Annotated in this window: 20 protein-coding genes and 2 pseudogenes; 11 read left to right on the plus strand and 11 right to left on the minus strand. The window is 42.9% G+C overall.

Annotated features, from left to right (window positions below):
* The first annotated feature begins 140 nt into the window (after window positions 1-140).
* The 5 genes and pseudogenes from ilvD (at window position 141) to ilvA (ending at window position 6844) form a co-directional block, all read left to right on the plus strand.
* Window positions 141-1814 carry a dihydroxy-acid dehydratase gene (gene ilvD / locus FK178_RS01435; RefSeq protein ID WP_146830293.1) on the plus strand — a complete coding sequence of 558 codons (1674 nt, stop codon included), beginning with the start codon at window positions 141-143 and terminating at the stop codon, window positions 1812-1814.
* 12 nt (window positions 1815-1826) lie between these two features.
* Window positions 1827-3560: a biosynthetic-type acetolactate synthase large subunit gene (ilvB, locus tag FK178_RS01440; protein ID WP_146830295.1), complete on the plus strand. Its 1734-nt coding sequence runs from the start codon at window positions 1827-1829 to the stop codon at window positions 3558-3560.
* Window positions 3560-4099, plus strand: a complete 540-nt coding sequence (gene ilvN / locus FK178_RS01445) for an acetolactate synthase small subunit (RefSeq protein ID WP_146830297.1) — start codon at window positions 3560-3562, stop codon at window positions 4097-4099. Before ilvB ends, ilvN begins: the two co-directional genes overlap by 1 nt.
* A complete protein-coding gene (gene ilvC / locus FK178_RS01450; protein WP_146830299.1) occupies window positions 4096-5571 on the plus strand; it encodes a ketol-acid reductoisomerase in 1476 nt (491 codons plus the stop codon). The genes ilvN and ilvC overlap by 4 nt, the downstream gene beginning before the upstream one ends.
* Window positions 5571-6844 (plus strand): annotated as a pseudogene (gene ilvA / locus FK178_RS01455) (threonine ammonia-lyase IlvA). The gene ilvC and the pseudogene ilvA overlap by 1 nt, the downstream one beginning before the upstream one ends.
* A gap of 639 nt (window positions 6845-7483) precedes the next feature.
* Here the strand turns inward: ilvA and leuB are convergent.
* From leuB to FK178_RS01475, 4 genes are read right to left on the minus strand one after another with little or no spacing between them, the layout of a single operon-like run.
* Window positions 7484-8599, minus strand: coding sequence for a 3-isopropylmalate dehydrogenase (gene leuB, locus FK178_RS01460; RefSeq protein ID WP_146830301.1), 1116 nt, complete (start codon window positions 8597-8599; stop codon window positions 7484-7486).
* Entirely contained in the window at window positions 8596-9189 is a 594-nt protein-coding gene (gene leuD, locus FK178_RS01465) for a 3-isopropylmalate dehydratase small subunit (RefSeq protein ID WP_146830303.1), read from the minus strand. The genes leuB and leuD overlap by 4 nt, the downstream gene beginning before the upstream one ends.
* Window positions 9190-10572, minus strand: a complete 1383-nt coding sequence (gene leuC / locus FK178_RS01470; protein ID WP_146830305.1) for a 3-isopropylmalate dehydratase large subunit — start codon at window positions 10570-10572, stop codon at window positions 9190-9192. It lies immediately after the preceding gene.
* On the minus strand, window positions 10572-11741 hold the full coding sequence (locus FK178_RS01475) for a 2-isopropylmalate synthase (protein ID WP_146830307.1): 1170 nt from the start codon (window positions 11739-11741) through the stop codon (window positions 10572-10574). Before FK178_RS01475 ends, leuC begins: the two co-directional genes overlap by 1 nt.
* Before the next feature lie 148 nt (window positions 11742-11889).
* On the opposite strand from FK178_RS01475, the gene FK178_RS01480 reads away from it, so the two are divergent.
* Entirely contained in the window at window positions 11890-13434 is a 1545-nt protein-coding gene (locus FK178_RS01480; protein WP_146830309.1) for a hypothetical protein, read from the plus strand.
* 14 nt (window positions 13435-13448) lie between these two features.
* On the opposite strand, the gene FK178_RS01485 is transcribed toward FK178_RS01480, so the two are convergent.
* The 3 genes from FK178_RS01485 to panB all read right to left on the minus strand — a co-directional run bounded on the left by FK178_RS01485 (window position 13449) and on the right by panB (window position 16488).
* Window positions 13449-14819, minus strand: a complete 1371-nt coding sequence (locus FK178_RS01485; protein ID WP_146830311.1) for an MATE family efflux transporter — start codon at window positions 14817-14819, stop codon at window positions 13449-13451.
* Window positions 14820-14890: 71 nt separating this feature from the next.
* Window positions 14891-15592 carry an RluA family pseudouridine synthase gene (locus FK178_RS01490; RefSeq protein ID WP_146830313.1) on the minus strand — a complete coding sequence of 234 codons (702 nt, stop codon included), beginning with the start codon at window positions 15590-15592 and terminating at the stop codon, window positions 14891-14893.
* Between the two features lie 77 nt (window positions 15593-15669).
* Window positions 15670-16488, minus strand: a complete 819-nt coding sequence (gene panB / locus FK178_RS01495) for a 3-methyl-2-oxobutanoate hydroxymethyltransferase (protein ID WP_146830315.1) — start codon at window positions 16486-16488, stop codon at window positions 15670-15672.
* A gap of 64 nt (window positions 16489-16552) precedes the next feature.
* Here panB and FK178_RS01500 point away from each other — a divergent pair, with 64 nt between their 5' ends.
* Complete coding sequence (locus FK178_RS01500) at window positions 16553-17014, plus strand: nuclear transport factor 2 family protein (protein ID WP_146830317.1); 462 nt, start codon at window positions 16553-16555, stop codon at window positions 17012-17014.
* Window positions 17015-17057: 43 nt separating this feature from the next.
* Here the strand turns inward: FK178_RS01500 and FK178_RS01505 are convergent, their stop codons facing one another.
* Window positions 17058-17738, minus strand: coding sequence for a CPBP family glutamic-type intramembrane protease (locus FK178_RS01505; RefSeq protein WP_240793875.1), 681 nt, complete (start codon window positions 17736-17738; stop codon window positions 17058-17060).
* 18 nt (window positions 17739-17756) lie between these two features.
* A pseudogene (locus FK178_RS01510) lies at window positions 17757-19189 on the minus strand (L-serine ammonia-lyase).
* A 325-nt stretch (window positions 19190-19514) separates the two neighbouring features.
* Here FK178_RS01510 and dnaK point away from each other — a divergent pair.
* A complete protein-coding gene (gene dnaK / locus FK178_RS01515; RefSeq protein ID WP_146830319.1) occupies window positions 19515-21440 on the plus strand; it encodes a molecular chaperone DnaK in 1926 nt (641 codons plus the stop codon).
* A 246-nt stretch (window positions 21441-21686) separates the two neighbouring features.
* Here the strand turns inward: dnaK and FK178_RS01520 are convergent, their stop codons facing one another.
* Together FK178_RS01520 and FK178_RS01525 are read right to left on the minus strand one after the other, a co-directional pair.
* Entirely contained in the window at window positions 21687-22964 is a 1278-nt protein-coding gene (locus FK178_RS01520) for an NRAMP family divalent metal transporter (protein ID WP_146830321.1), read from the minus strand.
* Window positions 22965-22986: 22 nt separating this feature from the next.
* Window positions 22987-23625, minus strand: coding sequence for an alpha/beta hydrolase (locus FK178_RS01525; RefSeq protein ID WP_146830323.1), 639 nt, complete (start codon window positions 23623-23625; stop codon window positions 22987-22989).
* Between the two features lie 45 nt (window positions 23626-23670).
* On the opposite strand from FK178_RS01525, the gene FK178_RS01530 reads away from it, so the two are divergent.
* Genes FK178_RS01530 through FK178_RS15725 form a run of 3 tightly spaced genes read left to right on the plus strand, consistent with a single transcriptional unit; the run spans window position 23671 to window position 25267 of the window.
* On the plus strand, window positions 23671-24090 hold the full coding sequence (locus tag FK178_RS01530; protein ID WP_146830325.1) for a PaaI family thioesterase: 420 nt from the start codon (window positions 23671-23673) through the stop codon (window positions 24088-24090).
* Window positions 24090-24731 carry a chorismate-binding protein gene (locus FK178_RS15720; RefSeq protein WP_262711701.1) on the plus strand — a complete coding sequence of 214 codons (642 nt, stop codon included), beginning with the start codon at window positions 24090-24092 and terminating at the stop codon, window positions 24729-24731. The genes FK178_RS01530 and FK178_RS15720 overlap by 1 nt, the downstream gene beginning before the upstream one ends.
* Entirely contained in the window at window positions 24695-25267 is a 573-nt protein-coding gene (locus tag FK178_RS15725; protein ID WP_262711702.1) for a chorismate-binding protein, read from the plus strand. Before FK178_RS15720 ends, FK178_RS15725 begins: the two co-directional genes overlap by 37 nt.
* The last annotated feature ends 44 nt before the right edge of the window (window positions 25268-25311 follow it).

Consider the following 25311-nt stretch of genomic DNA (forward strand, 5'->3'; position numbering starts at 1 on the left):
TCATTAAGTGTAAATTGCTGCAAATCAGTAATTTATGTTTTTATTCTATGGTTTGAAGATAATTATTGGTTCGTCTCCCGAAGGTGGTTCAAATCTCAGGAACTTAATTTAGAAAAAAATTAAAGAGAAGATACCCCGGAATGTATAACAAATATAGTAAGCAAATAACACAAAGTGATTCCCAACCCGCCTCCCAGGCAATGTTACATGCGATTGGCCTTACCAAGGAAGATTTTAAAAAGCCCTTTATCGGAATAGCCAGTACCGGGTATGAGGGGAATCCCTGTAATATGCACCTCAATGACCTTGCAAAGCTGGTCAAGGAAGGTTGCAACAGCAATGAGCTCGTAGGTCTTATTTTCAATACTATTGGGGTAAGTGACGGGATCTCCATGGGAACCCCCGGGATGAGGTATTCCTTACCCTCAAGAGATATTATTGCCGATTCCATTGAGACGGTGATCCACGCCATGTCCTACGACGGGCTGGTAACAGTGGTAGGTTGCGATAAGAATATGCCGGGTGCACTTATGGCGATGTTGCGCATCAACAGGCCGTCCATCCTGGTATATGGAGGAACCATAGCTTCGGGATGTCATAAAGGAAAGAAACTGGATGTGGTCTCGGTCTTTGAGGCCTGGGGAGCAAAAGTTTCCGGAGGAATTAGTGAGGAGGACTACAACAGCACCATAGAAAAGGCATGTCCCGGTGCAGGGGCCTGTGGGGGTATGTATACTGCCAACACCATGGCTTCTGCTATCGAGGCACTGGGAATGGCCCTGCCTTACAACTCCTCCAACCCAGCAACCGGTGAGGAAAAGCAGGCTGAAAGTATTGAGGCCGGAAAAGCCGTGAGGCTGCTTATTGAGAGGGATATTAAACCCCGGGACATAGTTACCAAAGAGGCTATAGAGAATGCGGTGAAGCTATTAACAGTGCTGGGAGGCTCCACGAATGCAGTACTTCATTTCCTGGCCATTGCGAGGGCTGCCGGGGTAGACTTTGACCTTAAAGATTTTGAAAAGATATGTGAGGCAACTCCTTTCCTGGCCGACCTGAAACCCAGCGGCAAATATGCGATGGAGGATGTTCACAAGATAGGTGGGATTCCCGCTGTTCTAAAATATATGCTGAAGAATGGAATGCTCCACGGGGATTGCCTAACGGTTACCGGAAAAACTCTGGCTGAGAACCTGGAGCAGGTCCCGGACCTGGCTGAAGGTCAGGAGGTAATAAAAACCCTGGAGGAGCCAATCAAGAAATCGGGGCACATAAGGATCCTCTATGGAAATCTGGCCGAGGGAGGCTCTGTGGCCAAGATCACAGGGAAAGAAGGCCTGCATTTCACAGGGAGTGCAAAGGTATTTAATAGTGAGTATGAAACCAATGACGGCATTGCAGCTGGGAAAGTGAAAAAAGGGGATGTGGTGGTCATTAGATATGAAGGGCCTAAAGGAGGGCCGGGGATGCCGGAGATGCTGAAACCCACAGCAGCCATTATGGGTGCACAGCTGGGGAAGGATGTAGCCCTTATTACAGATGGCAGATTTTCAGGAGGAACTCACGGCTTTGTTGTGGGACATATTTCACCCGAAGCCCAGGAGGGGGGAATGCTGGCTTTTCTGGAAGACGGGGACATCATCACCATCAATGCTGAAAATAATACGATCTCGGTCGCCCTTAAGGATGACGAGATCGCTGATAGGAAAATGAAATGGAAGGCTCCCAGGCTCAAATATGACAGGGGGGTTCTTTATAAATATGCAAAAACGGTCTCTTCAGCCTCCAGGGGGTGTGTGACCGATGAATTTTAAAAAAAGAGGATTATGAAAGTGAAAACTGCAGATTTTGGAAAGGTTACTGTGGCTGAAACTATGACGGTTTCGGGGGCTGAGGCTGTTATAAAGTGTTTGCTGGAAGAAGGTGTGGATACCGTATATGGTTATCCGGGAGGAGCCATTATGCCGGTATATGATGAGTTGTTTAAATACCAGGATAAGCTGCGTCACATCCTCACCCGTCATGAACAGGGAGCAGCCCATGCGGCCCAGGGATATGCAAGGGTTAGTGGTAAAGTTGGAGTTGCTATAGCAACTTCGGGACCGGGAGCAACCAATCTAATTACGGGTATTGCAGATGCCCACCTGGATTCTACCCCTGTGGTTTTCATTACAGGGCAGGTAGGCTCACATTTGCTGGGAAGCGATGCTTTCCAGGAAATAGATATCGTGGGTATTTCTACCCCGGTGACCAAATGGAACACCCAGATCACCAGGGCTGAAGATATTCCCGAGGTCCTTGCCAAGGCCTTTTTTATAGCCAGGAGTGGCAGGCCCGGCCCGGTGTTGATCGATATCACCAAGGATGCTCAGTTTGCATCCCTTGAATTCAGTTATAAAAAGTGCAGGGCTATTAGAAGTTATACCCCAATGCCCGAGATCAATCTTTTACAGGTAGAAAGGGCGGCAGAGGTGATAAACAATGCAAAAAAACCAATGATAGTCTTTGGACAAGGAGTGATCCTTGGCGGGGCCGAGGCTTTACTCCGGGAAGTGGTAGAAAGAGCGGGCATCCCTGCAGCCTGGACCATCCTGGGACTGTCGGCAATGGACAGCGATCATCCTTTAAATGTAGGAATGGTTGGAATGCACGGAAATTATGCGCCAAATATGCTCACTAATGAATGTGATGTATTGATAGCCATAGGAATGCGCTTTGACGACAGGGTCACCGGGAATTTAAATACCTATGCAAAACAGGCAAAGGTGATCCATTTCGAAATTGACCCTGCCGAGATCAATAAAAATGTTACTGTCGATATTCCTGTACTGGGAAATGTAAACCAAACCCTTAAACTGTTGCTGGAATTCTTAAAACCGAATAATCACGAAGGATGGCATACAAAATTCAAGGAACTCTATGAGATCGAGTATACCCGCATCATAAAAAATGAACTCACCGCCTTGAAAGGAGAGGTAAAGATGGCAGAGGTGATCGATGAGATCAATACCACCTCAGGAGGAAATGCCATTATCGTTTCAGATGTTGGCCAGCATCAAATGGTTACCTGCCGTTATGCAAAATTCAAAAACACCAGGAGTAATGTCACTTCAGGAGGACTGGGAACCATGGGCTTTGCCCTGCCGGCGGCGATAGGTGCCAAAATGGGATGCCCGGCGAGGGAGGTGGTGGCAGTCATTGGAGACGGTGGCTTCCAGATGAATGTGCAGGAGCTGGGAACCATCTTTCAAACCGGGATCCCGGTGAAGATCGTGATCCTTAATAATAGTTTCCTGGGAATGGTAAGACAATGGCAGCAAATGTTCTTTGAGAAACGCTATGCGTCAACAGAGATGGTGAATCCCGATTTTGTAAGCATTGCAGAAGGTTATCATATCAAAGCCAGGAAAGTGACTAAGCGAAGCGAACTACAGGAAGCTGTGAAGGAGATGATGGAATCTAAAGAGGCCTATTTCCTGGAGGTAAAGGTGGAGCAGGAAGAAAATGTGTTCCCAATGATACCTACGGGAGCATCGGTTTCAGAAATACGACTTGAATAATGGAAAAGCAAAATTTTACAGTCTCTGTTTATACAGAGAACAATATAGGCCTGTTAAGCAGGATCGCAGCGATCTTCCTGAAAAGGCATATCAACATTGAAAGCATCACCGCCTCCAAGAGCGAGGTGAATGAGGTGATGAGGTTCATCATCGTTGTGGAGGTGACAGAGGAACAGGTGCGCAAAATCGTTGGGCAAATTGAAAAGCAAATAGAGGTGATCAAAGCCTTTTATCATACAGATGATGATCTAATTTATCAGGAGACTGCCCTTTATAAGGTAAGATCTTCAGATTTTGTAGATGACTTCAATATCCAGGATTTTATCAAGGAGACCAATGCCAGGATCGTAACCGTCACGCCCGATTTCTTTGTGATAGAAAAAACAGGAAAGCGCAGGGAAACCGAAGGCCTGTATGATAAATTAAAACCTTACGGACTTATGCAGTTCGTGCGCTCCGGCACAATAGCGGTATCAAAAAAGGAGATGCCTATTTCAGAAATATTGGAAAAATTTAATACTTCAAATACATTATCATGAGTAACTATTTTAACAGCCTTACATTACGGGAACAACTGGCACAGCTGGGAACCTGCAGGTTAATGGCAAGTGAGGAATTCAGTGAAGGAACAGCAGCTTTAGAGGATAAAAAAATAGTCATTGTGGGCTGCGGGGCCCAGGGCCTTAACCAGGGGTTGAATATGAGGGACAGCGGTCTGGACATTTCCTATGCACTTAGGGAAGGGGCCATTAAAGAAAAAAGGCAATCCTGGAAAAATGCCACCGAAAATAATTTTCCGGTAGGTACCTATGAAGAACTTATCCCTCAAGCCGACCTGGTGATCAATCTCACACCAGATAAGCAACATACTTCAGTAATAAAAGCTATACAGCCCTTCATTAAAAAAGATGCTGTGCTCTCTTATTCCCATGGTTTCAATATAGTGGAGGAGGGGATGCAAATTCGCCCTGATATAACAGTTATTATGGTGGCCCCAAAATGTCCCGGTACTGAGGTGCGGGAGGAATATAAACGTGGGTTTGGAGTTCCCACCCTTATTGCGGTGCATCCTGAGAATGATCCCAATGGAATTGGACTGGAATGGGCAAAGGCTTATGCCTATGCAACCGGCGGGCACAGGGCGGGAGTCCTGGAATCTTCCTTTGTAGCCGAAGTGAAATCGGACCTTATGGGGGAGCAAACCATCCTTTGCGGGGTTTTACAAACAGGGTCAATCCTGAGCTTTGATAAAATGGTTGCTGAAGGTGTTGAACCTTCCTATGCTGCAAAACTTATACAATATGGATGGGAAACCATAACCGAAGCATTGAAACATGGCGGGATCACCAATATGATGGACAGGCTTTCCAATCCGGCCAAGGTGAGGGCAAACAGGATATCTGAAGAATTAAAGGAGATATTGCGGCCTCTTTTCCAGAAGCATATGGATGATATTATTTCAGGCGCATTTAGTGCCCGAATGATGCAGGACTGGGCAAATGACGACAAGGAATTGCTGGAATGGCGTGCGGCTACAGAGAATACAGCTTTCGAGAAGACCGAAGCTACTTCAGAAAAAATAACTGAACAGGAATACTTCGACAAGGGGCTCCTGCTGGTGGCTTTTGTTAAGTCTGGCGTGGAACTGGCCTTTGAAACTATGGTTGAGGCAGGGATCATAGAAGAATCTGCCTACTACGAATCCCTGCACGAAGCACCGCTTATAGCGAATACCATTGCCAGGAAAAAATTATACGAGATGAACAGGATAATATCTGATACTGCCGAGTATGGTTGTTACCTGTTTGATCATTCCTGTAAACCGTTGATCAAGGATTATGTGAACAGCCTTGAGCCGGAGGTAATTGGCAGGTCCTATCACAGCAGTAATGGTGGTACCGATAACCAGGAACTAATTTGGGTCAATGAGGCCATACGCAAGCACCCCGTAGAAATTGTGGGGGCTTCTCTTCGTAAGGCTATGACAGCTATGAAAAAAATTGCAGCCTGATGGAAACTACAGAAACCGAAACCTGTACCTATACTCCGCAACTGGAAGCAGTAAGGGAAGCGGCAAGACGAATCTTAAAGGTTTCAGTGTTGACGCCCTTAAGCCACTCCCTTACCTACAGCAGGAAATATGGTGCAAATGTCTCGCTTAAAAGGGAAGACCTGCAACAGGTGCGCTCATATAAGATTAGGGGAGCTTATAATAAGATCGCAAGCCTTTCAAAGTCACAGCTGGAGAACGGGGTAATATGCGCGAGTGCCGGCAATCACGCCCAGGGTTTTGCTTTTGCCTGTAGCAGTTTTGGAGTAAAAGGAACTGTTTTTATGCCGGAAACCACCCCGCGGCAAAAAGTGGAACAAACCAGGATGTTTGGGGGGACTGGATCACCGTGGTCCTTAAAGGAGATTCTTTTGATGATTCCTATAAAGAGGCGGTAAAAATTGGGAGGGAAGAATCCAAAGTGTTTATTCATCCTTTTGACGATGAAAAAGTCATTGAAGGCCAGGCTACCATGGGTTTGGAGATCCTTGAACAGGCCGATGCCCCAATAGATTTCGTCTTTGCGCCTCTTGGTGGGGGTGGCCTGCTTGCAGGCTTGTCTTCCATGTTCAAGCAATTATCCCCAAACACCCGTATCATAGGTGTGGAGCCGGAAGGAGCCGCTTCCATGACATATTCCCTTAATGAAGGAAGGGTTACCGAGTTACAGGAAATAGAGCGGTTTGTAGATGGTGCTGCGGTACAAAAAGTGGGATTTCGCAATTTTGATCTTTGCAGGCAAAACCTGGATGCAATGGTAACCATTCCAGAAGGGAAAATATGCCAGACCATCCTGGACCTTTATAATTATGATGCTATTGTGGCAGAACCGGCAGGGGCTATGGCGCTCTCTGCCCTTGATCTTTATGCTGAAGAGATCAAAGGAAAGAACGTGGTTTGCATCCTTAGCGGTGGGAACAATGATATCACCCGTACTGCTGAAATTAAGGAACGAGCCTTGTTATATTCCGGCCTTAAACATTATTTCATTGTACGCTTTCCTCAAAGGGCAGGGGCTTTGAAACAGTTTGTAGCTTCAGTCCTTGGACCTGGGGACGATATTACCCATTTTGAATATTCAAAGAAGCACCATCGTGAGAATGGACCCGCAGTAGTAGGAATAGAACTGAATGATCCTGCCGACTTTGAACCCCTTGTACAGCGCATGAAAGACCAGAATTTCTATGGGCAGTACCTGAATGATAATCCGGATCTTTTTCAGTTTTTGGTTTGAAATAAGTGGAGAGAGGAAAGAGGAAAGAGGATAGTCTGGACGTGTTAAAAAAGCGCTGCGCGACAGGAATCTGTAATCCAGACCGAGCTCCTTACCGTCATCCTGGAACCAGCTTTAATTAAAAAACTTAACGTAGAGTTTAGCATTTCGAAATCATTTCCATTGTCCCGTAGGGACTATCTATAGGTAGAAAATAATTAACCAGAAGGTTATCTGTGCCGTAGGTACAGAATACAAACCGGAGACTTTATATGCCGTACCTAAGGGCACGGGGGATATTATTTTTATTTCAATTCTACCCATATGAGGTCCCTAACGGGACAAAAACATATTTAGATGGGTAGTTGTAATTTTTTTTAAACCTCTTGGGAGTTCAATATACCTTCTTACCGTCATCCTGAACTTGCTTCAGGATCTAAGGGGCTTAGGGTGTTGGCTGTCTCACAAACCCCACTTGGAATCTCCAGCTTCGAGCACATTCTTTCTCAAATAAAATCTAGTCTCTAGACTCCAGACTCCAGATTCCTTTTTGTCTTGGCTTTTGTCTCTTCAATCTTGCTTCTTGTTTCTTGTCTCCCGGTTCTAACAAAAAAACCTCCCCGAAGAACTCAGAGAGGTTGAAAAAAGACTGAAAACAAACTAAATGATCGTCATTTGGCCAAGACTCAGGTTTTCATTGTTAAGCCTCATATTGCCGGCTTCAATAATATAACCTTCAAGGAAATCGCCTACTTTTTCAGTGGAGTAATAGTTATTTTTATTAAGATCCTGAGTGCAAACATCCAGATGCAAACTTTCTTCAACAGCATCCCTTACTACCGCAGCTTCACGGGTCAAACCAAAATGGTCCAGAAGCATGGCTGCAGAAAGAATGGAAGCCACAGGATTGGCAATACCTTTTCCTGTTGCCTGCGGATAAGAACCGTGAATGGGTTCAAACATGGCGCTTTTCTCACCTACCGAAGCCGATGCCAGTAAACCTATGCTCCCGCCAATCACACTTGCCTCGTCTGAGAGGATATCCCCGAACATATTTTCAGTAAGGATCACATCAAACTGGGTGGGATCCAGGATCATTTGCATTGCCGCATTGTCCACAAAAAGAAAATCAAGGGCTACATCGGGATACTCTGCCGAGAGATTGGCCACTGTTTTTCTCCATAACCTGGAAGTCTCAAGTACATTCGCCTTATCTACCAGGGTTACTTTCTTCCTTCTTTTTTGGGCAGCTTTAAAGGCGAGGTGGCTTAATCTTTCAATCTCATCTACACTGTAAGTACAAACATCTGTAGCGCTTCTCCCGTCTTCACTGGTGCTCTTTTTCCCAAAATAAATTCCGCCGGTGAGTTCCCTGTAGATCACCATGTCTGCCCCGGTGATACGTTCAGGCCTTAGGGGTGAATGGTCAATGAGTTTGGGGTAGGCTTTTACGGGCCTTATATTGGCAAAAAGTCCCAGGCCTTTTCTTAAGTTCAGTAATCCCTGCTCCGGTCTTACTTTGGCATCCGGGTCATTATCATATTTTGGATGTCCTATCGCACCAAAGAGCACGGCATCTGCTCCCGCGCAAAGTTCCAGCGTATCTGCCGGCAGGGGATCTCCCGTGGCATCTATGGCTGCAGCTCCCACTACGGCTTCTTCAAATTGGAAATCGTGGTCAAACCTTTCGGCAACCGCTTTTAAAACTTTTACTGCTTGTTTTGTTATCTCAGGGCCTATTCCATCTCCCGGTAACACTGCTATTTTCAACTTCATAAGGCTAATTGTTTTTGTTCATATTCTTTTATTGCATCCAGTTTGCTTAGCAGGAAATCAATATCGTCAAGACCATTGATCATACAGATCTTCTTGTACGGGTCTATTTCAAATCTTTCAGCTTCCTGCGTAGCTGTAAGGCTAATATTTTGATTCTCGAGGTCGATTAGAATTTCTGTAGAGGCTTCTTCCAAAATGTGATTAAACAGTTTTCCAAGAAATCCGGGGGAAACCTGTACGGGGAGTATCCCGTTATTAAGGGCATTGGCTTTAAAGATATCGGCAAAATAGCTGGACACGACCACTTTGAATCCGTAGGCTTTCAAGGCCCAGGCGGCATGTTCCCTGCTGGAACCACACCCAAAATTATCTCCCGCGACAAGGATCGAACCTTTAAACTTAGGATCATTCAGGCTGAAACCGGGGTTGAGGTTACCTTCTTTATCGAACCTCCAGTCCCGGAATAGATTCTCACCAAAACCGGCTTTATCTGTGGCCTTGAGGAAACGCGCAGGAATGATCTGGTCTGTATCGATATTCTCGATTTCCAGAGGCACAGCGGTATCCTGAAGTTTTATGAATTTTTCCATTTAATTAAGGTTTTTGGTGAAATCGGTTATTTTACCAGCAATGGCTGTGGCTGCAGCAGTTAAAGGGCTTGCAAGGATCGTCCTCGCTCCCTGTCCCTGCCGGCCTTCAAAATTCCTGTTGCTGGTTGATACACAATATTCTCCTGCCGGGATCTTGTCATCATTCATTGCCAGGCAGGCAGAGCATCCCGGTTGCCGCAAGGTAAAACCGGCATCTTCAAATATTTGCTGTAGTCCTTCCGCCTTTATCTGCTCGGCTACTTTTCTTGATCCGGGGACGATGAGCGCATTCACATTTGCCGCTTTCTGCTTTCCTTTTATATATGCTGCTGCTGTCCTGAAATCCTCAATTCTCGAATTGGTACAGGACCCAATAAAGATCCAATTCACCTGCTTTTCAAGTAAGGACTCGCCGGGAATGAAGCCCATATACTCCAGTGCCTTTGCAGCACTTTTACCACCATTGAAAGGAATATTACCGGTAAGTTTTATTCCCATTCCGGGATTGGTACCATAGGTGATCATTGGTTCAATATCTTCCGCATCAAGAGAGAATTCTTTGTCAAATTCAGCTTCAGCATCGGTTTTAAGAGCTTTCCATTTCTCCTTCAGCATCTCAAATTGTTCGCCTTGGGGTGCAAATTCCCGTCCTTTCATATATTCAAAAGTAGTCTCATCTGGCGCGATCAACCCCCCGCGGGCTCCCATTTCAATGCTCATATTGCATACGGTCATCCTGCCCTCCATGGACATTTCTTCAAATACGTTACCTGCATATTCACAAAAGTATCCGGTGCCCGAATTTGTTCCCAGTTGACTAATGATATAAAGGATCACATCTTTTGGAAGCACTCCCGGCTTTAATTTTCCGTTTACGTTCACACGTAATTTTTTGGGTTTTTCAACCAGAACACACTGGCTGGCGAAAACCTGCGCTACCTGGCTGGTCCCAATTCCAAAGGCGATCGTGCCGAAAGCACCGTGGGTGGAAGTGTGGCTGTCGCCGCAAACGATTGTCATCCCCGGCTGTGTGATCCCCAGCTCAGGGGCCATCACGTGAACGATCCCATTAAATGGATGGCCAAGGCCGTAAAGGTTTATATTGTTTTCTTCGCAGTTTTGTGTGAGTTCCTTAAGCTGTTTTCTGGAAAGCAGGTCTTTGATAGGTAAATGCTGGTTCAGGGTAGGCGTATTATGATCTGCCGTCGCAACTGTCTTTTCCGGCCGGAAAACCGGAATGTCACGCTCCCGAAGTTCATTAAAGGCCTGAGGGCTGGTTACTTCGTGGATCAAATGCTTATCTATATATAGAACATCCGGGCCGTTGGGAATAGACTCCACGACGTGCGAATCCCATATTTTATCAAATAAAGTCTTTTTCATCAGGCTATAGCTCGGTTCTTAAATGAAATGGACATGATCTCATGAAGGTCTGTATCGGCTACCTCTTTCCTGTGATCGGCATAACTAAGGAATTCTGCATAGACTATGTCCAGCTGAAGTTTCGTCAACTCATAGCCCATTTTTTTGGCTTTGTAGGCCAGGGCCGCCCTGCCGCTTCTGGCGGTTAAAACAATGGCAGATTCTGTTACCCCCACATCGGCCGGGTCAATGATCTCATAGGTTTCCCTGTTTTTGATGACCCCGTCCTGGTGAATGCCCGAGCTGTGTGCAAAAGCGTTGGCTCCTACAATGGCTTTATTTGGTTGTACGAACATTCCCATTTCCCTGGAGACCAGGTTGCTTAAAGCATATAAAAGCTTTGGCTGTATATTGGTGTGCAGGTTCAGGGTAGGATGTTGCCTAAGGATCATGACAACTTCTTCCAGTGCCGTATTTCCCGCGCGTTCACCAATGCCATTAATGGTACATTCTATTTGCCTGGCGCCGTTCATAATTCCCGCAATAGCATTGGCTGTAGCCAGTCCCAGGTCATTATGGCAATGGCAGGAAATAGTTACCTTTTCAATATCCTTTACATGGTCCTTAAGATATTTGATCTTTTTTCCATATTCTTCGGGAAGGCAGTAGCCGGTGGTGTCGGGGATATTCAATACGGTCGCGCCGGCTTCCACTGCTGCTGTACAAACCCTGGCCAGGTATTCATTATCTGTCCTGCCGGCATCTTCAGCATAAAATTCCACGTCATCCACGAAATTCTTCGCATAGGAAACAGCCTCCCTGGCGCGAACAATGATCTCCTCCCGGGTCGAGTTGAACTTATATTTTATATGAGAATCTGAAGTGCCAATGCCTGTATGTATTCTGGGTCTTCTCGCATGTTTGAGCGCTTCAGCAGCTACTTCGATATCTTTTTTAACCGCACGGGTGAGTGCGCAAACCGATGCATTCTTTACCAGTCTGGATATTTCTTTTACGGATTTGAAATCGCCGGGACTGGAAACAGGAAAACCGGCTTCTATAACGTCAACTCCCAGGGAATCCAATTTATCAGCAATCTTTAGTTTTTGAGTGGTGTTTAATTTGCAGCCGGGAACCTGCTCGCCATCCCGTAAGGTCGTGTCAAAAATTTCTATCTTTCCATTACTCATATCACGTTTTATTTACTTTATCTTTAACTAAAGTAACATTCCGGCCTGCAATGCTACCTCTATAAGATATGATGGTTACGATAATGGGTTAATGGAATGACACTTTAAAAACGTTGACAATCAATAAGTTAACCCTGCTTCTGTTACGATGACCAATGATTTAACTGAAAACCTATTTAGCCTCATAAAATCCCTTACCCCATCTGAAAAGAGACAATTTTCTTTATATGTGGGAAGGATAGGGGTGAATGCAGAGAGTAAATTCCTTAATTTATTCAAGGTGATCTCTGCCCAAAAGGTTTATAATGAGAAGTTGATCCTGGAGAAGACCAACATAAGCAAGCAACAGTTATCCAATGTAAAAGGCCACCTTTACAAACAGTTGCTCATTAGCCTTAAACTCAACCCCGTACATCAAAGCATACCTATTAACATTAGGGAACAACTTGATTTTGCCTCGATACTTTACAGGAAAGGATTGTATAAGCAAAGCCTTAAAATACTGGACAAGGTAAAAGCTACCGCTTTACATTACGAGGAGAAGAATATTGCCTATGAGATCCTCGAATGGGAGAAGATCATAGAATCCCAATACATTACCCGTAGTATCCACAACCGGGCAGAGAGTCTCATTAAGCAAACCGAAGAACTTAGCGACCTTAACCTGATCGCGGGGAAATTATCAAATCTTTCCCTGCAGCTTTACAGCATTTTTCTTAAGATGGGGTATGCCAGAACAGAGGAGGAAGCAAGGTCAATAAAGGAATATTTCAGGGATAGCCTCCCGGAATATGATTTTTCAAAGCTGGGCTTCAGGGAGAAATTGTGGCTGTACAAGGCCTCGTTATGGTATAGCTTTTTAATCCAGGATTTCCTGTCCTGTTTTAGGTATTCCTCAAAGTGGATCGCATTGTTTGATGAATACCCGCACATGGTATCTGTGCACCCGGTGTCCTATCTTCGGGGAAATCATTACTTACTGGAGGCTCTGTTTTACCTAAATCATACCCGTCTTTTTGAAACTACTCTGCAAAATTTTGAAAATAAATTAAAAGATCCCAAGATCCCGGATGATGACAATATCGCGGCCCTGGCTTTCCTCTATGTTTATTCTAATAAACTGAACCTTCGGTTTATGAAAGGAGATTTTTCAAATGGAGAACCATTGGTAGAAAAGATCCAGAAAAAAATTAAAAAATTTGATGGCAGGATAGATCATCATCACATAATGGTCTTTTATTACAAAATAGCTTCCCTGTATTTTGGAGATGAGAATTATTTAAAATGCATTGCTTTCCTCAAAAAGATAATTAATGATAAATCTTTAGAAATGCGGGAAGATCTCATGTGCTTTGCCAGGATCCTAAATCTCGTGGCCCATTATGAGGTGGGAAAAGATTACCATTTGGATAGTCTTATACGCTCTACATATAAATTCCTGATTAAAATGAATGATCTTCATGAAGTACAAAAGGAAATGATAAAATTTCTCCGGAATTTACCAGAGGTTTCACCCCTGGAAATCAAAGAGGAGTTTAAAAAATTGCACAGTAAATTAAAGCAGTATGAAGATCATCCTTATGAGAAAAGAGCTTTTCTTTACCTGGATATAATTTCCTGGCTGGAGAGCAATATCGAGAACAGGCCCGTGGCAGAAATAGTTGCTGAAAAGGCAAGGCTGGTAACAAGGTAATCCCCCTTCATTTTTCAATTCCGGTATTTAAACACCCGCATCTTCCAGTACCCCATTTTAAAATAGATGAAGGCAACTATTGCGGCGATGAGATTTGATATAGGAAATGCCCACCAGATCCCTTCATAACTAAGGGGGGTATTATAGGATAGAACATACGCCAGGGGAAATCTTACCACCCAAAGGCTAAGAATAGAGATTAGCATGGACGCTTTTGTGAATCCTGCCCCATTAAATGTTCCGTTCATTACCTGTTGTACTCCTAAAAGTCCGAAGCTTGGTGCCATAATTTTAATGAAAAGGGCGCCATCCCTAATTACTTCAGGATCGTTGGGGATAAAAAATGCTGTAAGTGTTTCAGCAAATATGAAGAGGATGATCCCCAATCCCGTGAGGCCGAAGAACGCAATCTTATTGCTAAGGTTTGCAACCTGTTCTGCACGTTTAATTTTCCTTGCTCCAATGTTTTGTCCTATTAGTGAGGTAGTGGCAATTCCCAGTCCCAGTGCGGGGATCACTATAAAACTTAGAATCCTCGCTCCAATCCCGTAAGCTGCAACAATTTCACTTCCAAAACTTGTTACAAGGATCACCATCATTGTCATACCAAGTGCCCTGGTAGACTGTTCTACACTCGCGGGAAACCCAAGATTGAAAGTTCGTTTCAGGTTGATCATATCAAAGTACATGGAGGATAATTTTATTTTAATCCCATTTTTTCCCCGGAACAAAATGTAAAGTCCAATTGCCGCGGAAAGTCCCTGTGTGATGATGCTGGCCACCGCCGCTCCCGCCACCCCGTAACCTGGAATAGGACCATAACCGTAAATAAAAAGCGGGTCTAATACCAGGTTTAAAAAAACAGTGAACAGGATTATATACACCGGTAGCATTACATTGCCAATGCCCCGCATAAGGGATTGAAAAATAAAGAAGAGAAACAGGAAAACGAATCCAAAGGAGGAAACTTTAAAATATGCTACAGAATCATCATAAATCTCTGGCCCGGCCCCAATAATGGTCATTAAGGGCCCTGCAGAAAAATAACTTATAACTGCAAGTACAATAGAAATAAGCAAAATTAAAAACACACTTTGGGAAGAGCTGTAATTCACCATTTTCTGGTTATCTGCGCCTTTGTATTGTGCTACCATCACTGTACCGGCCAGGGTTAACCCTGAACCTATTGAGAGAACAAGGAAGAGAACAGGGAAACTTAAACTTACGGCTGCCACTGCATCGGCTCCAAGTCTACCCAACCAAAATGTATCTATTAGTTGGTAAGTGGTTTGAAGAATATTTGCAAAAATTATGGGAAGGGCTAAGCTTACAAGCGAAGTAAATATTTTTCCTTCAGTATATATATTGGGACCAGTAGGCTTCATTACCTGCAAATTTAAAAGAATACGCAGGGAAGGGGTACTAAAATTTACTTAATAAATAATTTAATGAAGGCTTATTTACAGGCATCCCAAACAGGATCAACGGGTGGTGGTGCAAGAACCTCTATTTCTTCTTTGCTCACGGGATGTACAAAGGAGAGTTTGCGGGCATGTAAATGTATGCTGGCGTCCTTATTACTGCGGTCAAAACCATATTTAAGGTCGCCTTTAATTGGGCAGCCAATTGCTGAAAGCTGGCTCCTTATCTGGTGATGTCTTCCTGTTTCAAGATCTATTTCCAGCAGGTAATAGTTGTCCAGTTTTTTCAAAATTATATAATGAAGGATAGCTCTTTTACTTTCAGGCACCTCCCTGGTATGGGCAACAGATTTATTTTGCTTGGTGTTTCTTTTCAGGTAATGTACCAGGGAATCCTGTTGTTTTGGAGGCGCATTTTTAACTATGGCCCAATAGGTTTTATTTGCGTCCTTCTCCTTGAAAAGTTTATTAAGCCTGGGTAGGGCTTTTGAGGTTTTGGCAAACAAAACGATCCCGCTGGTGGGACGGTCCAGTCTATGCACCACTCCCAGGTAGACATTCCCGGGTTTGTTATATTTTTCTTTGATATATTCCTTCACCACCTCGCTCAAGGGAACATCTCCGGTCTTATCTCCCTGAACAATATCCCCCGGCCTTTTATTCACAATGATCACGTGATTATCCTCATACAAGACCTGCAGGTTCCGGGAGGTGGATATGATTTTATCTGAATTCAAATTTCTATAATTTCAAGGGAATTTTTCGCAGTCTCCCAAAACATGTATTTTAACTCCTAACCCCTAACTCATAACAATCAATACTGCTCCTCATCTGAAGGGAAACTGCTGCTCTTCACATCATCACGGTAATCTTCAAAGGCCTTTGTCATCACAGCGTGAAGATCGGCATATCTTCTTAAGAAACGCGGATTAAACTCGTGGTTCATTCCCAGCATATCGTGAATCACCAGTACCTGCCCATCAACCCCGTTTCCGGCACCAATTCCAATAACTGGAATGGAAAGACTTTCTGCCACTTCTTTGGCCAGTTTGGCCGGGACTTTTTCAAGGACCAGTGCAAAACATCCCATTTTTTCAAGCAGCAATGCATCGCTCTTTAATTTTTCGGCTTCCTGCTCTTCTTTTGCCCGCACCGTATAGGTGCCAAATTTATAAATAGATTGGGGGGTAAGTCCTAAATGGCCCATAACGGGAATTCCCGCATTCAGTATTCTTTTTACTGAATCTTTTATCTCCTTGCCGCCTTCCAGTTTAACTGCATGCCCACCGCTCTCTTTCATTATCCTGATGGCAGACCGCAAAGCTTCTTTAGGATCGCTCTGGTAACTTCCAAAGGGGAGATCAACTACCACAAGAGATCTTTCAATCCCCCGTATTACGCTGGCAGCATGGTAGATCATTTGATCCAGGGTAATAGGTAGCGTAGTCTCATGTCCTGCCATAACATTACTGGCCGAGTCACCCACAAGGATCACATCAATTCCTGCCCCGTCAACTATTTGTGCCATACTAAAATCGTAGGCGGTTAACATGGCTATTTTCTCTCCGTTGGCCTTCATCTCTACCAGAGATTTGGTGGTAACACGTTTGTATTGTTTTTTTGCGACTGACATTCGGTTTTGGTTTTAAGTGAAGTAAAAGTAGTAAATTAGGAGGCTACATTCAAACCCTGAAATAATGAAACATCTGCAAATATTCATCCTTCTCCTGCTTAGCACTTCAGGCTTTGCACAAAACCAACCAGAAGATGACAAAGTAAAAAAGGTGGTTACAGATTTTTTTGAGGCATTCCATCAACAGGATTCCCTGGCGCTTCGTGAATTAGCTCATCCAAATGTCATCATGCAGTCTGTTTCCACAAATCCTGCGGGGGAGACAAAGGTAGTAACAGTAGACTACGGGAATTTTCTCAAATCTATAGTTTCTATTCCTGCCTCCACCAAATTTGAGGAAAAACTGCATTCTTTTGATGTAACAATGAATGGATCACTGGCTACCATTGTTACTCCGTTTTCATTTTATTTAAACGGGAATTTAAGTCATTGTGGAGTCAATTCCTTTACAATGGTTAAGGAAGCAGAAGAATGGAAGATAGTGCATATTATAGACACCCGCATTAAGGAAGGATGTAAGGAATAAACAGCCTGAAATATTTGCTTCGGAAGAATCTATAATTTGTAGCTCAATTCAAAAGAATCTTCGGCAGCAGGATTAAAAACACAATTCCGTTATTCATTGCGTGCATAGCAATAGGCCAGAAAAGGCCATGATTCTCAATTTTTATCTTTCCGAAGAAATACCCTGCAATAATACGGGGCACAATTAAAAGGAACAGCACAAAATTAAGATCAAAACCTTCAACGTAATTGTAGATATGCACCATACCAAAAATTACTGCCGTTAATAACCAAAGGATCCTGTAATGTTTATTGAGAAAAGTGCACAATCTCCTCTGCCAATTTTCGGGAATAAATTCCTTTAAAAAAATAAATGAAAGTATAAATGACAGAAAAAGAAAGCCAAATTTTATAAGCCAGTTTATATTTTCAGGAATTATAGCGATACCTATAACCAACAGCCACGAACACAAAAAAAATATCAGTTCATTCTGGGATGGTTTTATTAGGGTGCGGAACATTCCTTCTTCAATTATGGGAGCAAAAACCACCGCCAGGAGGACAAGTCTCCAGGGATCTTCTTCCAGCAGCCTGTTAATGTCACTTTGCTGATATTGGTCAATTTCAAATTGGGGAAAGATCATTTTCAGCATTCCCAGCGAAATAAAGAAGAGGAAATAAAATCCCAGCATAGATCCAAAATTCCCAATAAGGTTTTTGATCTTGGCTGTTGAGGTTCTTTCCATTAATATAATTGCAGGTTTCTAGCAGTCACTTAAATTCACTCTCACTGCCAAACCTCCTTCAGAAGTTTCCTTATATTTTGAATTCATGTCTTTGGCCGTATCCCACATAGTTTCAATAACCTTGTCCAGTGGAACTTTCGCCTTGGTGGCATCACTTTCCATCGCTATTTCAGCGGCGTTTATAGCTTTAATGGCACCCATTGCATTCCTTTCTATGCAGGGAATTTGTACGAGCCCGCCAATGGGATCACAGGTAAGGCCCAGGTGATGTTCCATGGCGATCTCGCTTGCCATTAGCACCTGTTCCGGTGTGCCGCCCATAGCTTCAGTTAAGGCTCCGGCGGCCATAGAAGATGAAACCCCAATTTCGGCCTGACATCCACCCATTGCTGCTGAAATAGTTGCGCCTTTTTTGAAGAGGCTGCCAATTTCCCCGGCTACCAGCATAAATCTTTTAATATCTTCGAAGGTTGCGTTGTGATTCTCAATCACAAGGTAGTACATAAGAACAGCGGGCACCGTACCGGCACTACCGTTGGTGGGCGCAGTAACCACGCGGCCAAGAGATGCGTTAACCTCGTTTACGCTTATGGCGAATACGCTTACCCATTTTAAGATCTGGCGGAATTTCACTTCGGTCTTCCTAATGGTTTCCAGCCATTCTTCGGGAGAAAAATATTGTGCATCCCCAATAAGGCGCTTATGGATTTCAAAGGATCTACGATGTACGTTAAGTCCGCCAGGGAGTGTGCCCTCGGTATGGCAGCCAATGTACATGGACTCTAACATCACATTCCAGATATCTCTTAACCCTGGTCAATATCTTCATCGCTGCGAAGGGACCTTTCATTTTCAAGAACAATTTGAGAAATAGACTTATTTTGTTCTTTACAAAATTGTAAAAGTTCAGTCGCTTTTTCTATAGGGAAAGGAAAGCCCTCAAAACTTTCCATTTTTCGCTTAGCATTTTTTCGTTCCTCTTTTACTACAAAACCACCGCCAATAGAATAGAAAGAGGAGGATATGGTTTTTCCTTCCTTTAAAGTGGCCCGAAAGATCATACCGTTTGGATGGAAATCAAGAAATTTTCGGTTAAACCTAATATCTGTAGCCGGATCAAAAACAACCGTTCTTTCCCCATCCAGGTTTAAGCGCATAAAAACATTTATATTATTAATCTCGGGGTCTATACTGTCAATATCCATTTTCACTGGATCAAATCCGCAAAGGCCTAACATCACCGCGATATCTGTAGCGTGTCCTTTTCCGGTAAGGGACAGCGATCCATAAAGATCTACAGCTATTCTTTCAACCTCATCAAAAACATTCTTTTGTCTAAGCTCTGCGATCCAGCGCTGTGCGGCACGCCATGGCCCCAAAGTATGGGAACTCGAAGGTCCAACGCCTATTTTTAGCATATCAAAAACACTAATACATTCTATTTTGCGCATTTTCCTTTAATTGAGCCGCAAAAATATGAATAAAGTAGAAGAGTTAGAGAGTTAAGAAGGAAAAGAGTAAAAAAGTAAAAAAGTAAAAAAAATGGAGTTAAAGAGTAACATGAAAGTGAAAGAGTAAAAAAGGTAAAGAGTAAAAAATTAACCTTAAACCGTTTAATCTAATTTAGGCAACTTCATTTCTAAAACTCAAAACTCAAAACTCAAAACTCATAACACTTAACTCCTTTCTGCCATCCTGTCATAAGAAATCTGCTGGCATAAAGATTGACTATTAGTGGATGTTGAACTTGAACAATAATATAAAATCACGTATAAAATGAGTAAAATAATTGGAATTGACTTAGGAACTACCAACTCTTGCGTTGCAGTAATGGAAGGTAATGAACCAACGGTAATCCCAAATGCCGAAGGAAAAAGAACCACTCCCTCTGTAATTGCATTTGTAGAAGGTGGAGAGATCAAAGTAGGAGACCCTGCAAAACGTCAGGCGGTAACTAACCCAACCAAGACCATATCTTCTATTAAAAGATTTATGGGAAACAAATATTCTGAATCTTCAAAAGAGGCAGGAAGAGTTCCTTATAAAGTACAGAAAGGTGATAACGATACTGCCCGTGTGGATATTGACGGAAGAATGTACACGCCACAGGAATTATCGGCTATGATCCTTCAGAAAATGAAGAAAACTGCTGAAGATTATTTAGGACATGAGGTTACAGAAGCTGTAATTACTGTTCCTGCATATTTCAACGATTCCCAACGTCAGGCTACCAAAGAAGCCGGTGAGATCGCTGGCCTTAAGGTGAGAAGAATTATAAACGAGCCAACTGCTGCGGCCCTTGCTTACGGTCTTGATAAAAAATCAACCGACCAGAAGATCGCGGTTTATGACCTTGGTGGTGGTACTTTTGATATCTCTATCCTTGAATTGGGTGACGGGGTTTTTGAAGTGTTATCTACCAATGGAGATACGCATTTAGGTGGGGATGACTTTGATGAAGTTATTATCGACTGGTTAGCCGATGATTTCAAAAAAGCTGAAGATATCGACCTTAGAAAAGATCCAATGGCTTTGCAACGTCTAAAAGAAGCTGCAGAGAAAGCGAAGATTGAATTATCATCTTCCAGCCAGACTGAAATCAATTTACCATATGTAACCGCTACAGCAACAGGACCAAAACACCTTGTGCAAACTTTGACAAGAGCGAAATTTGAACAATTAGCCGATGAGTTGGTGAAACGTTCTATGGCGCCTGTAAAGAAAGCTTTGGATGATGCAGGCCTTTCAAAAAGCGATATAGATGAGGTGATCCTTGTAGGAGGTTCAACCCGTATTCCTAAGATCCAGGAAGAGGTGGAGAAATTCTTCGGTAAAAAACCATCTAAAGGAGTAAACCCAGATGAGGTTGTTGCAATTGGTGCATCTATCCAGGGTGGGGTATTAACCGGGGAAGTAAAAGATGTATTGCTTCTTGATGTTACACCACTTTCTTTAGGTATTGAAACTATGGGTGGGGTAATGACCAAGCTTATTGAGTCAAACACTACAATTCCAACCAAGAAATCACAGGTTTTCTCAACAGCGGCCGATAATCAGCCTTCTGTAGAAATCCACGTGTTACAGGGAGAGCGCCCTATGGCTACTGATAATAAGACAATTGGTAGATTCCACCTTGACGGAATTCCACCTGCACAAAGAGGTACACCACAAATTGAAGTGACCTTTGATATTGATGCCAACGGTATTATCAAAGTAAGCGCTACAGATAAAGCGACCAATAAAACTCAGGACATTAGAATTGAAGCATCTTCAGGATTAACAGAAGAAGAGATCAAGAAAATGAAAGCTGATGCTGAAGCTAATGCTGAAAGCGATAAGAAAACCAAGGAGAAAGTAGAAAAGCTAAATGAAGCTGATGCTATGATCTTTCAAACTGAAAATCAGTTGAAGGAATTTGGAGATAAACTTTCAGATGAAAAGAAAAAGCCTATCGAAGAAGCTTTGGAAGATTTGAAGAAAGCTTATGAGTCTAAAGAAGTTGAAACAATTCAGCCTGCACTTGATAAGATCAACGAGGCCTGGAAAGTAGCTTCAGAAGAAATGTACAAGGCACAGGCAGATGGCCAGGGGCAACCGGGAGGACCACAAGGTGCACCGGGAGCTGACGGGCAGCCAGGCGGAAGCGGAGACTCCAAACAAGGAGACGACGTGGAAGACGTAGATTTTGAAGAAGTAAAGTAAGCAGAGAACAGATTTTGCACCGCAAAATCTTGTGAATCGCTTATCCTGAGCCGCAGGCGAAGGATCTCTTAAAACAGAATTACAACTAAGCGCAACCATTATTTAATGGTTGCGTTTTTTTTATACAAAAATCTTGTGAATCGTTTATCCTGAGCCGCAGGCGAAGGATCTCTTTAAACAGAATTACCACTAAGCGCAATCATTTTTTAAATGGTTGCGCTTTTTTATTGGAACAATTATTACGTTTTATAAAAAGAAGTTGTAGTAAAGATACACCAGATTAAACAGTACCAGGAAGGCAAAACAAATTAAACTAAACAGCCTGTAATTTTTCCCCGGCCTGTGTTTTTCCGGCATTTGTTTACCTGTAACCAATTTGTAATTAAACCACGCCAGGAAAGGAGCAGAAAGAAATGAAAGACCTGCAGCGAAATCTACCAAAATTGTAAAAGACCCGGAAAGGAAAAAAAGAATAGAAAGTGAAAGCACGGGAATAATAAAAATCGCAATCCTGTAAATTTTCCATTTATGTTCTTTCTCCTGCGCATTATCCCGTTTATAATTTTTTAATTCGGAAATTACCCTGGGATAAGCATCGGTAACCGTTAATACGGTACTAAACATTGTAATAAAAGCGGCTACCGCTATTAAGGGCTTACTCCAGTCGCCCAGAGTTTTGCCATAGAGATTGATGAGTTGTGAGGAGAATTCAACACTGTTGGAAGAAAAGGAAGTACCGCTGCCAAACATCACCAGGACCCCCAGGAAAAAGAACAGGAGACCAATAAAGGCTGCTGAAAGATATCCCACATTAAAATCTGTGAATGCACCTTTAATAGAAAGTTTTTGTTTGGTTTGTAAAGCTCTTTCTTTGGTCCAGAGGGAGTGCCATACAGCAGCATCAAGAGGAATGGGCATCCATCCCATAAATGCTATGATAAATCCAATACTGGCTGTTGTCCATAAAGAAGGTGCTTCTGTATGAATTGCCTGTTCAGCAGCACCTGCTCCAATAGCCATTAATACCGCCCCAAGTGTGGCCAGGGTCAAAAAGGAAATTATGATCTTCATACTTCTATCAAGGCCGGGATATTTTCCAATAAGAAGTATAGCAATACAAGAGATCAAAATGATCACACTCCAGAAGAACGGGCTGAGTCCAAAATTGAAAAGCCTTTCTGCGAGTCCGGCGGTAACGATTGTAACAGCAGCCTGAATAATAAACATACTTCCTATGGTTAAGATCACGTATGTCCAGTAGGGAAATTTACCCAGGGTCCTGTAACCCGAAATAAGGTGTTTTCCGGTGCCGGCGGTAAATCGGGGGCCAAATTCCAAAAAAGGATATTTTGAAATACAGGCGAGTAACAGCACCCAAAATAATATTAAACCATAATCGGCGCCTGCCCGGGTAGCCTGGACCAGGTGGGAAACTCCCACAGCAGCACCCGCGAGTAAAAAACCCGGACCAATACTTTTTAGCAGAGAAATTTTATTTTTTGCGGGGTAATTTTCTTCATTCATAAGATACAGATGGAAAACTAATTTAATTAAATTTCCCTATCAAATCTGTATTTACCTCGTGCCCTCCTTCAAAAGAAATAATCTCCAGCTTGTCCCCAAATAATTCCCTGGCCCGTTGAGTTTCTTTTTCCAATTTTTCTTTATTCAGATATTCATCGGCATCGCCGTATATTAGAGTCACCCTGGTATCATCAAGAAATTCAAAATCCTCCGGTTGTAATTCTTTCGGTAATCCACCAGAATGCAGGATGAGCTGGTTGCACCCGGTTTTATTACGCGCTACCCAACGGGAGGCAATAGAAACTCCCTGGGAATATCCAAAAAGTATAAGATTTGGTGCATTTTGGAGATTTTCGGTTTTATAAACCGCATCTAAATAAGTTAAAATATTTTCCGTTTCGGCCTCTGTATTTTCTTTGGTTAACCAGGAGGCCCCCACGTGTCGGTATTCATTATTTAAATAATATTTGGATGGAGCCTGGGGAGCTATAATGTAATTTTCTTCAGGGTTAAGTTGTTTAAAATATTTTAGGAAATAGCGGCTTAAATATCCAATGCCGTGAAATACAACCCATACATTTTTAGTATTTGAAGTGAAACTATTAAGTGTACTGTAAGTATAGGTGATTTGATAAGAAACCTGTTTTTCTGCCGGATTCATCCTGTTTGGTTTTGTATTTTTACAAAGTAAACAATCTTAAGTGGAATGGAGAAACAAGAAATTCTTGCTAAATGCAATGAAATGTCACGAAATACCCTGATGCAAACTTTAAATATTGAATTTATTGATATAGGTGAAGATTTTGTCACCGCTAAAATGCCTGTTACCGCAACCGTTCACCAGCCTGATGGAGTACTTCATGGAGGTGCCAGTGTTGCTCTGGCGGAAAGTGTAGGCAGCGTGGCTTCACACATTTTCATTGATGCCGCTGAATATTACATAAGAGGAATTGAGATCTCTGCCAATCACATTAAAAGCATTTCTGAAGGAGATGTGTACGCAAAGGCAACTTTTATTCATAAAGGCCGCACAACGCAATTATGGAATATAAGAATCACCGATGTAGATGATAATTTGATCTCTGTAGTTAAACTTACCACCATAGCACTTCCAAAAAAGAATTAATGCAGCACACCTCCCAATTTTTTAAATTACTCCACTCGCAATGGATAAAGGAATTGCCATTTGCGGCCTACCGGGACCTGGGCCAAAGTGAAAAAAAATTAAAGGCTCTTTTGCAAAAAGATGCGGCGATCAATAAGGTTTCTGATTTTTCAGAAAGCGGATTTGTATTTGCCCCCTTCGATAGTACCAGGGAAGTAATTCTCATTCCTGTGAATAATTCTGAGGAGATCTATTCGATTTTCAATGGGGACGAGCATACCTCAGGCGCGCAATTCAAGCCTGATACTACGACTGAAATTGCCGAAGAAAATGAAGCTCATCAAGGTTTGGTGCAATTGGGTATTGATGCTATAAAAGCCGGCGAACTTGAAAAAGTAGTGCTTTCCCGAAAGGAAATCCTACAGGTGGAAGATCGGGATCCAATTGAAATTTTTAAGCGCTTATTGAAGAGATATCCCGATGCCTTTGTATACATCTGGTACCACCCCGAAATTGGATTATGGCTGGGTGCCACTCCTGAAACCTTATTACAGGTTGAAAGAAATCGATTTAAGACCATGGCCTTGGCTGGAACCAAGAACTACAGCGGAGAAATTGAAGTGGAATGGGGGGGAAAGAAAAGGAAGAACAGCAAATTGTAACCGATATTATCCTGCAAGAACTACAAAAAACCTGTATCAATCTTGAAACACAGGGGCCTTATACCTCCAGGGCGGGAAATTTATTACATCTTCGCACAGATATTACGGGGGAGTTATCTCCATCTATTAAACATTCCCATATAGACGCGAAGCATCGCGTCTCCACCGAAAATCTAAAAGATTTAATTTATTCTATTCATCCAACCCCCGCCATATGCGGACATCCTACAGATAAGGCCCGACAGTTTATCCTGAAAAATGAAATTTATGACCGGGAATATTACACAGGATTTTTGGGAGAATTGAATATGAAGAAAAGTATCCTTCGCAGTAATAACAGGCGTAATACTGAGAATTTGGCGTACAGCAGTATGCTTACTCACACTTTTCTTTTTGTGAACCTAAGGTGCATGAAATTGGAGAACAATCATGCGAGCTTGTTTGTAGGTGGGGGAATTACAAAAGATTCAGATCCCGAAAGAGAATGGGAAGAAACACAAAATAAGGCTAGGACAATGAAAGCTGTGCTTTTATAAAAAGCGGGGAATTAAAAAACCGGCCTGAAAATCTTCAGCCGGTC

Origin of the sequence: Antarcticibacterium arcticum (assembly GCF_007993795.1) — a bacterium.
Taxonomy (GTDB): Bacteria; Bacteroidota; Bacteroidia; order Flavobacteriales; family Flavobacteriaceae; genus Gillisia; species Gillisia arctica.

Bases quoted from the DNA above. Each gene is read 5' to 3' on its own strand.
- FK178_RS01485 (WP_146830311.1), bottom strand. From the start codon at position 14,819: ATGAAGCCTACTGGTCCCAATATATATACTGAAGGAAAAATATTTACT.
- FK178_RS15725 (WP_262711702.1), top strand. From the start codon at position 24,695: ATGGGGGGGAAAGAAAAGGAAGAACAGCAAATTGTAACCGATATTATC.
- ilvC (WP_146830299.1), top strand. From the start codon at position 4,096: ATGAGTAACTATTTTAACAGCCTTACATTACGGGAACAACTGGCACAG.
- ilvN (WP_146830297.1), top strand. From the start codon at position 3,560: ATGGAAAAGCAAAATTTTACAGTCTCTGTTTATACAGAGAACAATATA.
- panB (WP_146830315.1), bottom strand. From the start codon at position 16,488: ATGTCAGTCGCAAAAAAACAATACAAACGTGTTACCACCAAATCTCTG.
- FK178_RS01505 (WP_240793875.1), bottom strand. From the start codon at position 17,738: ATGGAAAGAACCTCAACAGCCAAGATCAAAAACCTTATTGGGAATTTT.
- FK178_RS01500 (WP_146830317.1), top strand. From the start codon at position 16,553: ATGAAACATCTGCAAATATTCATCCTTCTCCTGCTTAGCACTTCAGGC.
- FK178_RS01525 (WP_146830323.1), bottom strand. From the start codon at position 23,625: ATGAATCCGGCAGAAAAACAGGTTTCTTATCAAATCACCTATACTTAC.
- leuD (WP_146830303.1), bottom strand. From the start codon at position 9,189: ATGGAAAAATTCATAAAACTTCAGGATACCGCTGTGCCTCTGGAAATC.
- dnaK (WP_146830319.1), top strand. From the start codon at position 19,515: ATGAGTAAAATAATTGGAATTGACTTAGGAACTACCAACTCTTGCGTT.
- ilvD (WP_146830293.1), top strand. From the start codon at position 141: ATGTATAACAAATATAGTAAGCAAATAACACAAAGTGATTCCCAACCC.
- FK178_RS01520 (WP_146830321.1), bottom strand. From the start codon at position 22,964: ATGAATGAAGAAAATTACCCCGCAAAAAATAAAATTTCTCTGCTAAAA.
- leuB (WP_146830301.1), bottom strand. From the start codon at position 8,599: ATGAAGTTGAAAATAGCAGTGTTACCGGGAGATGGAATAGGCCCTGAG.
- leuC (WP_146830305.1), bottom strand. From the start codon at position 10,572: ATGAAAAAGACTTTATTTGATAAAATATGGGATTCGCACGTCGTGGAG.
- ilvB (WP_146830295.1), top strand. From the start codon at position 1,827: ATGAAAGTGAAAACTGCAGATTTTGGAAAGGTTACTGTGGCTGAAACT.
- FK178_RS01475 (WP_146830307.1), bottom strand. From the start codon at position 11,741: ATGAGTAATGGAAAGATAGAAATTTTTGACACGACCTTACGGGATGGC.
- FK178_RS01480 (WP_146830309.1), top strand. From the start codon at position 11,890: ATGACCAATGATTTAACTGAAAACCTATTTAGCCTCATAAAATCCCTT.
- FK178_RS01530 (WP_146830325.1), top strand. From the start codon at position 23,671: ATGGAGAAACAAGAAATTCTTGCTAAATGCAATGAAATGTCACGAAAT.
- FK178_RS15720 (WP_262711701.1), top strand. From the start codon at position 24,090: ATGCAGCACACCTCCCAATTTTTTAAATTACTCCACTCGCAATGGATA.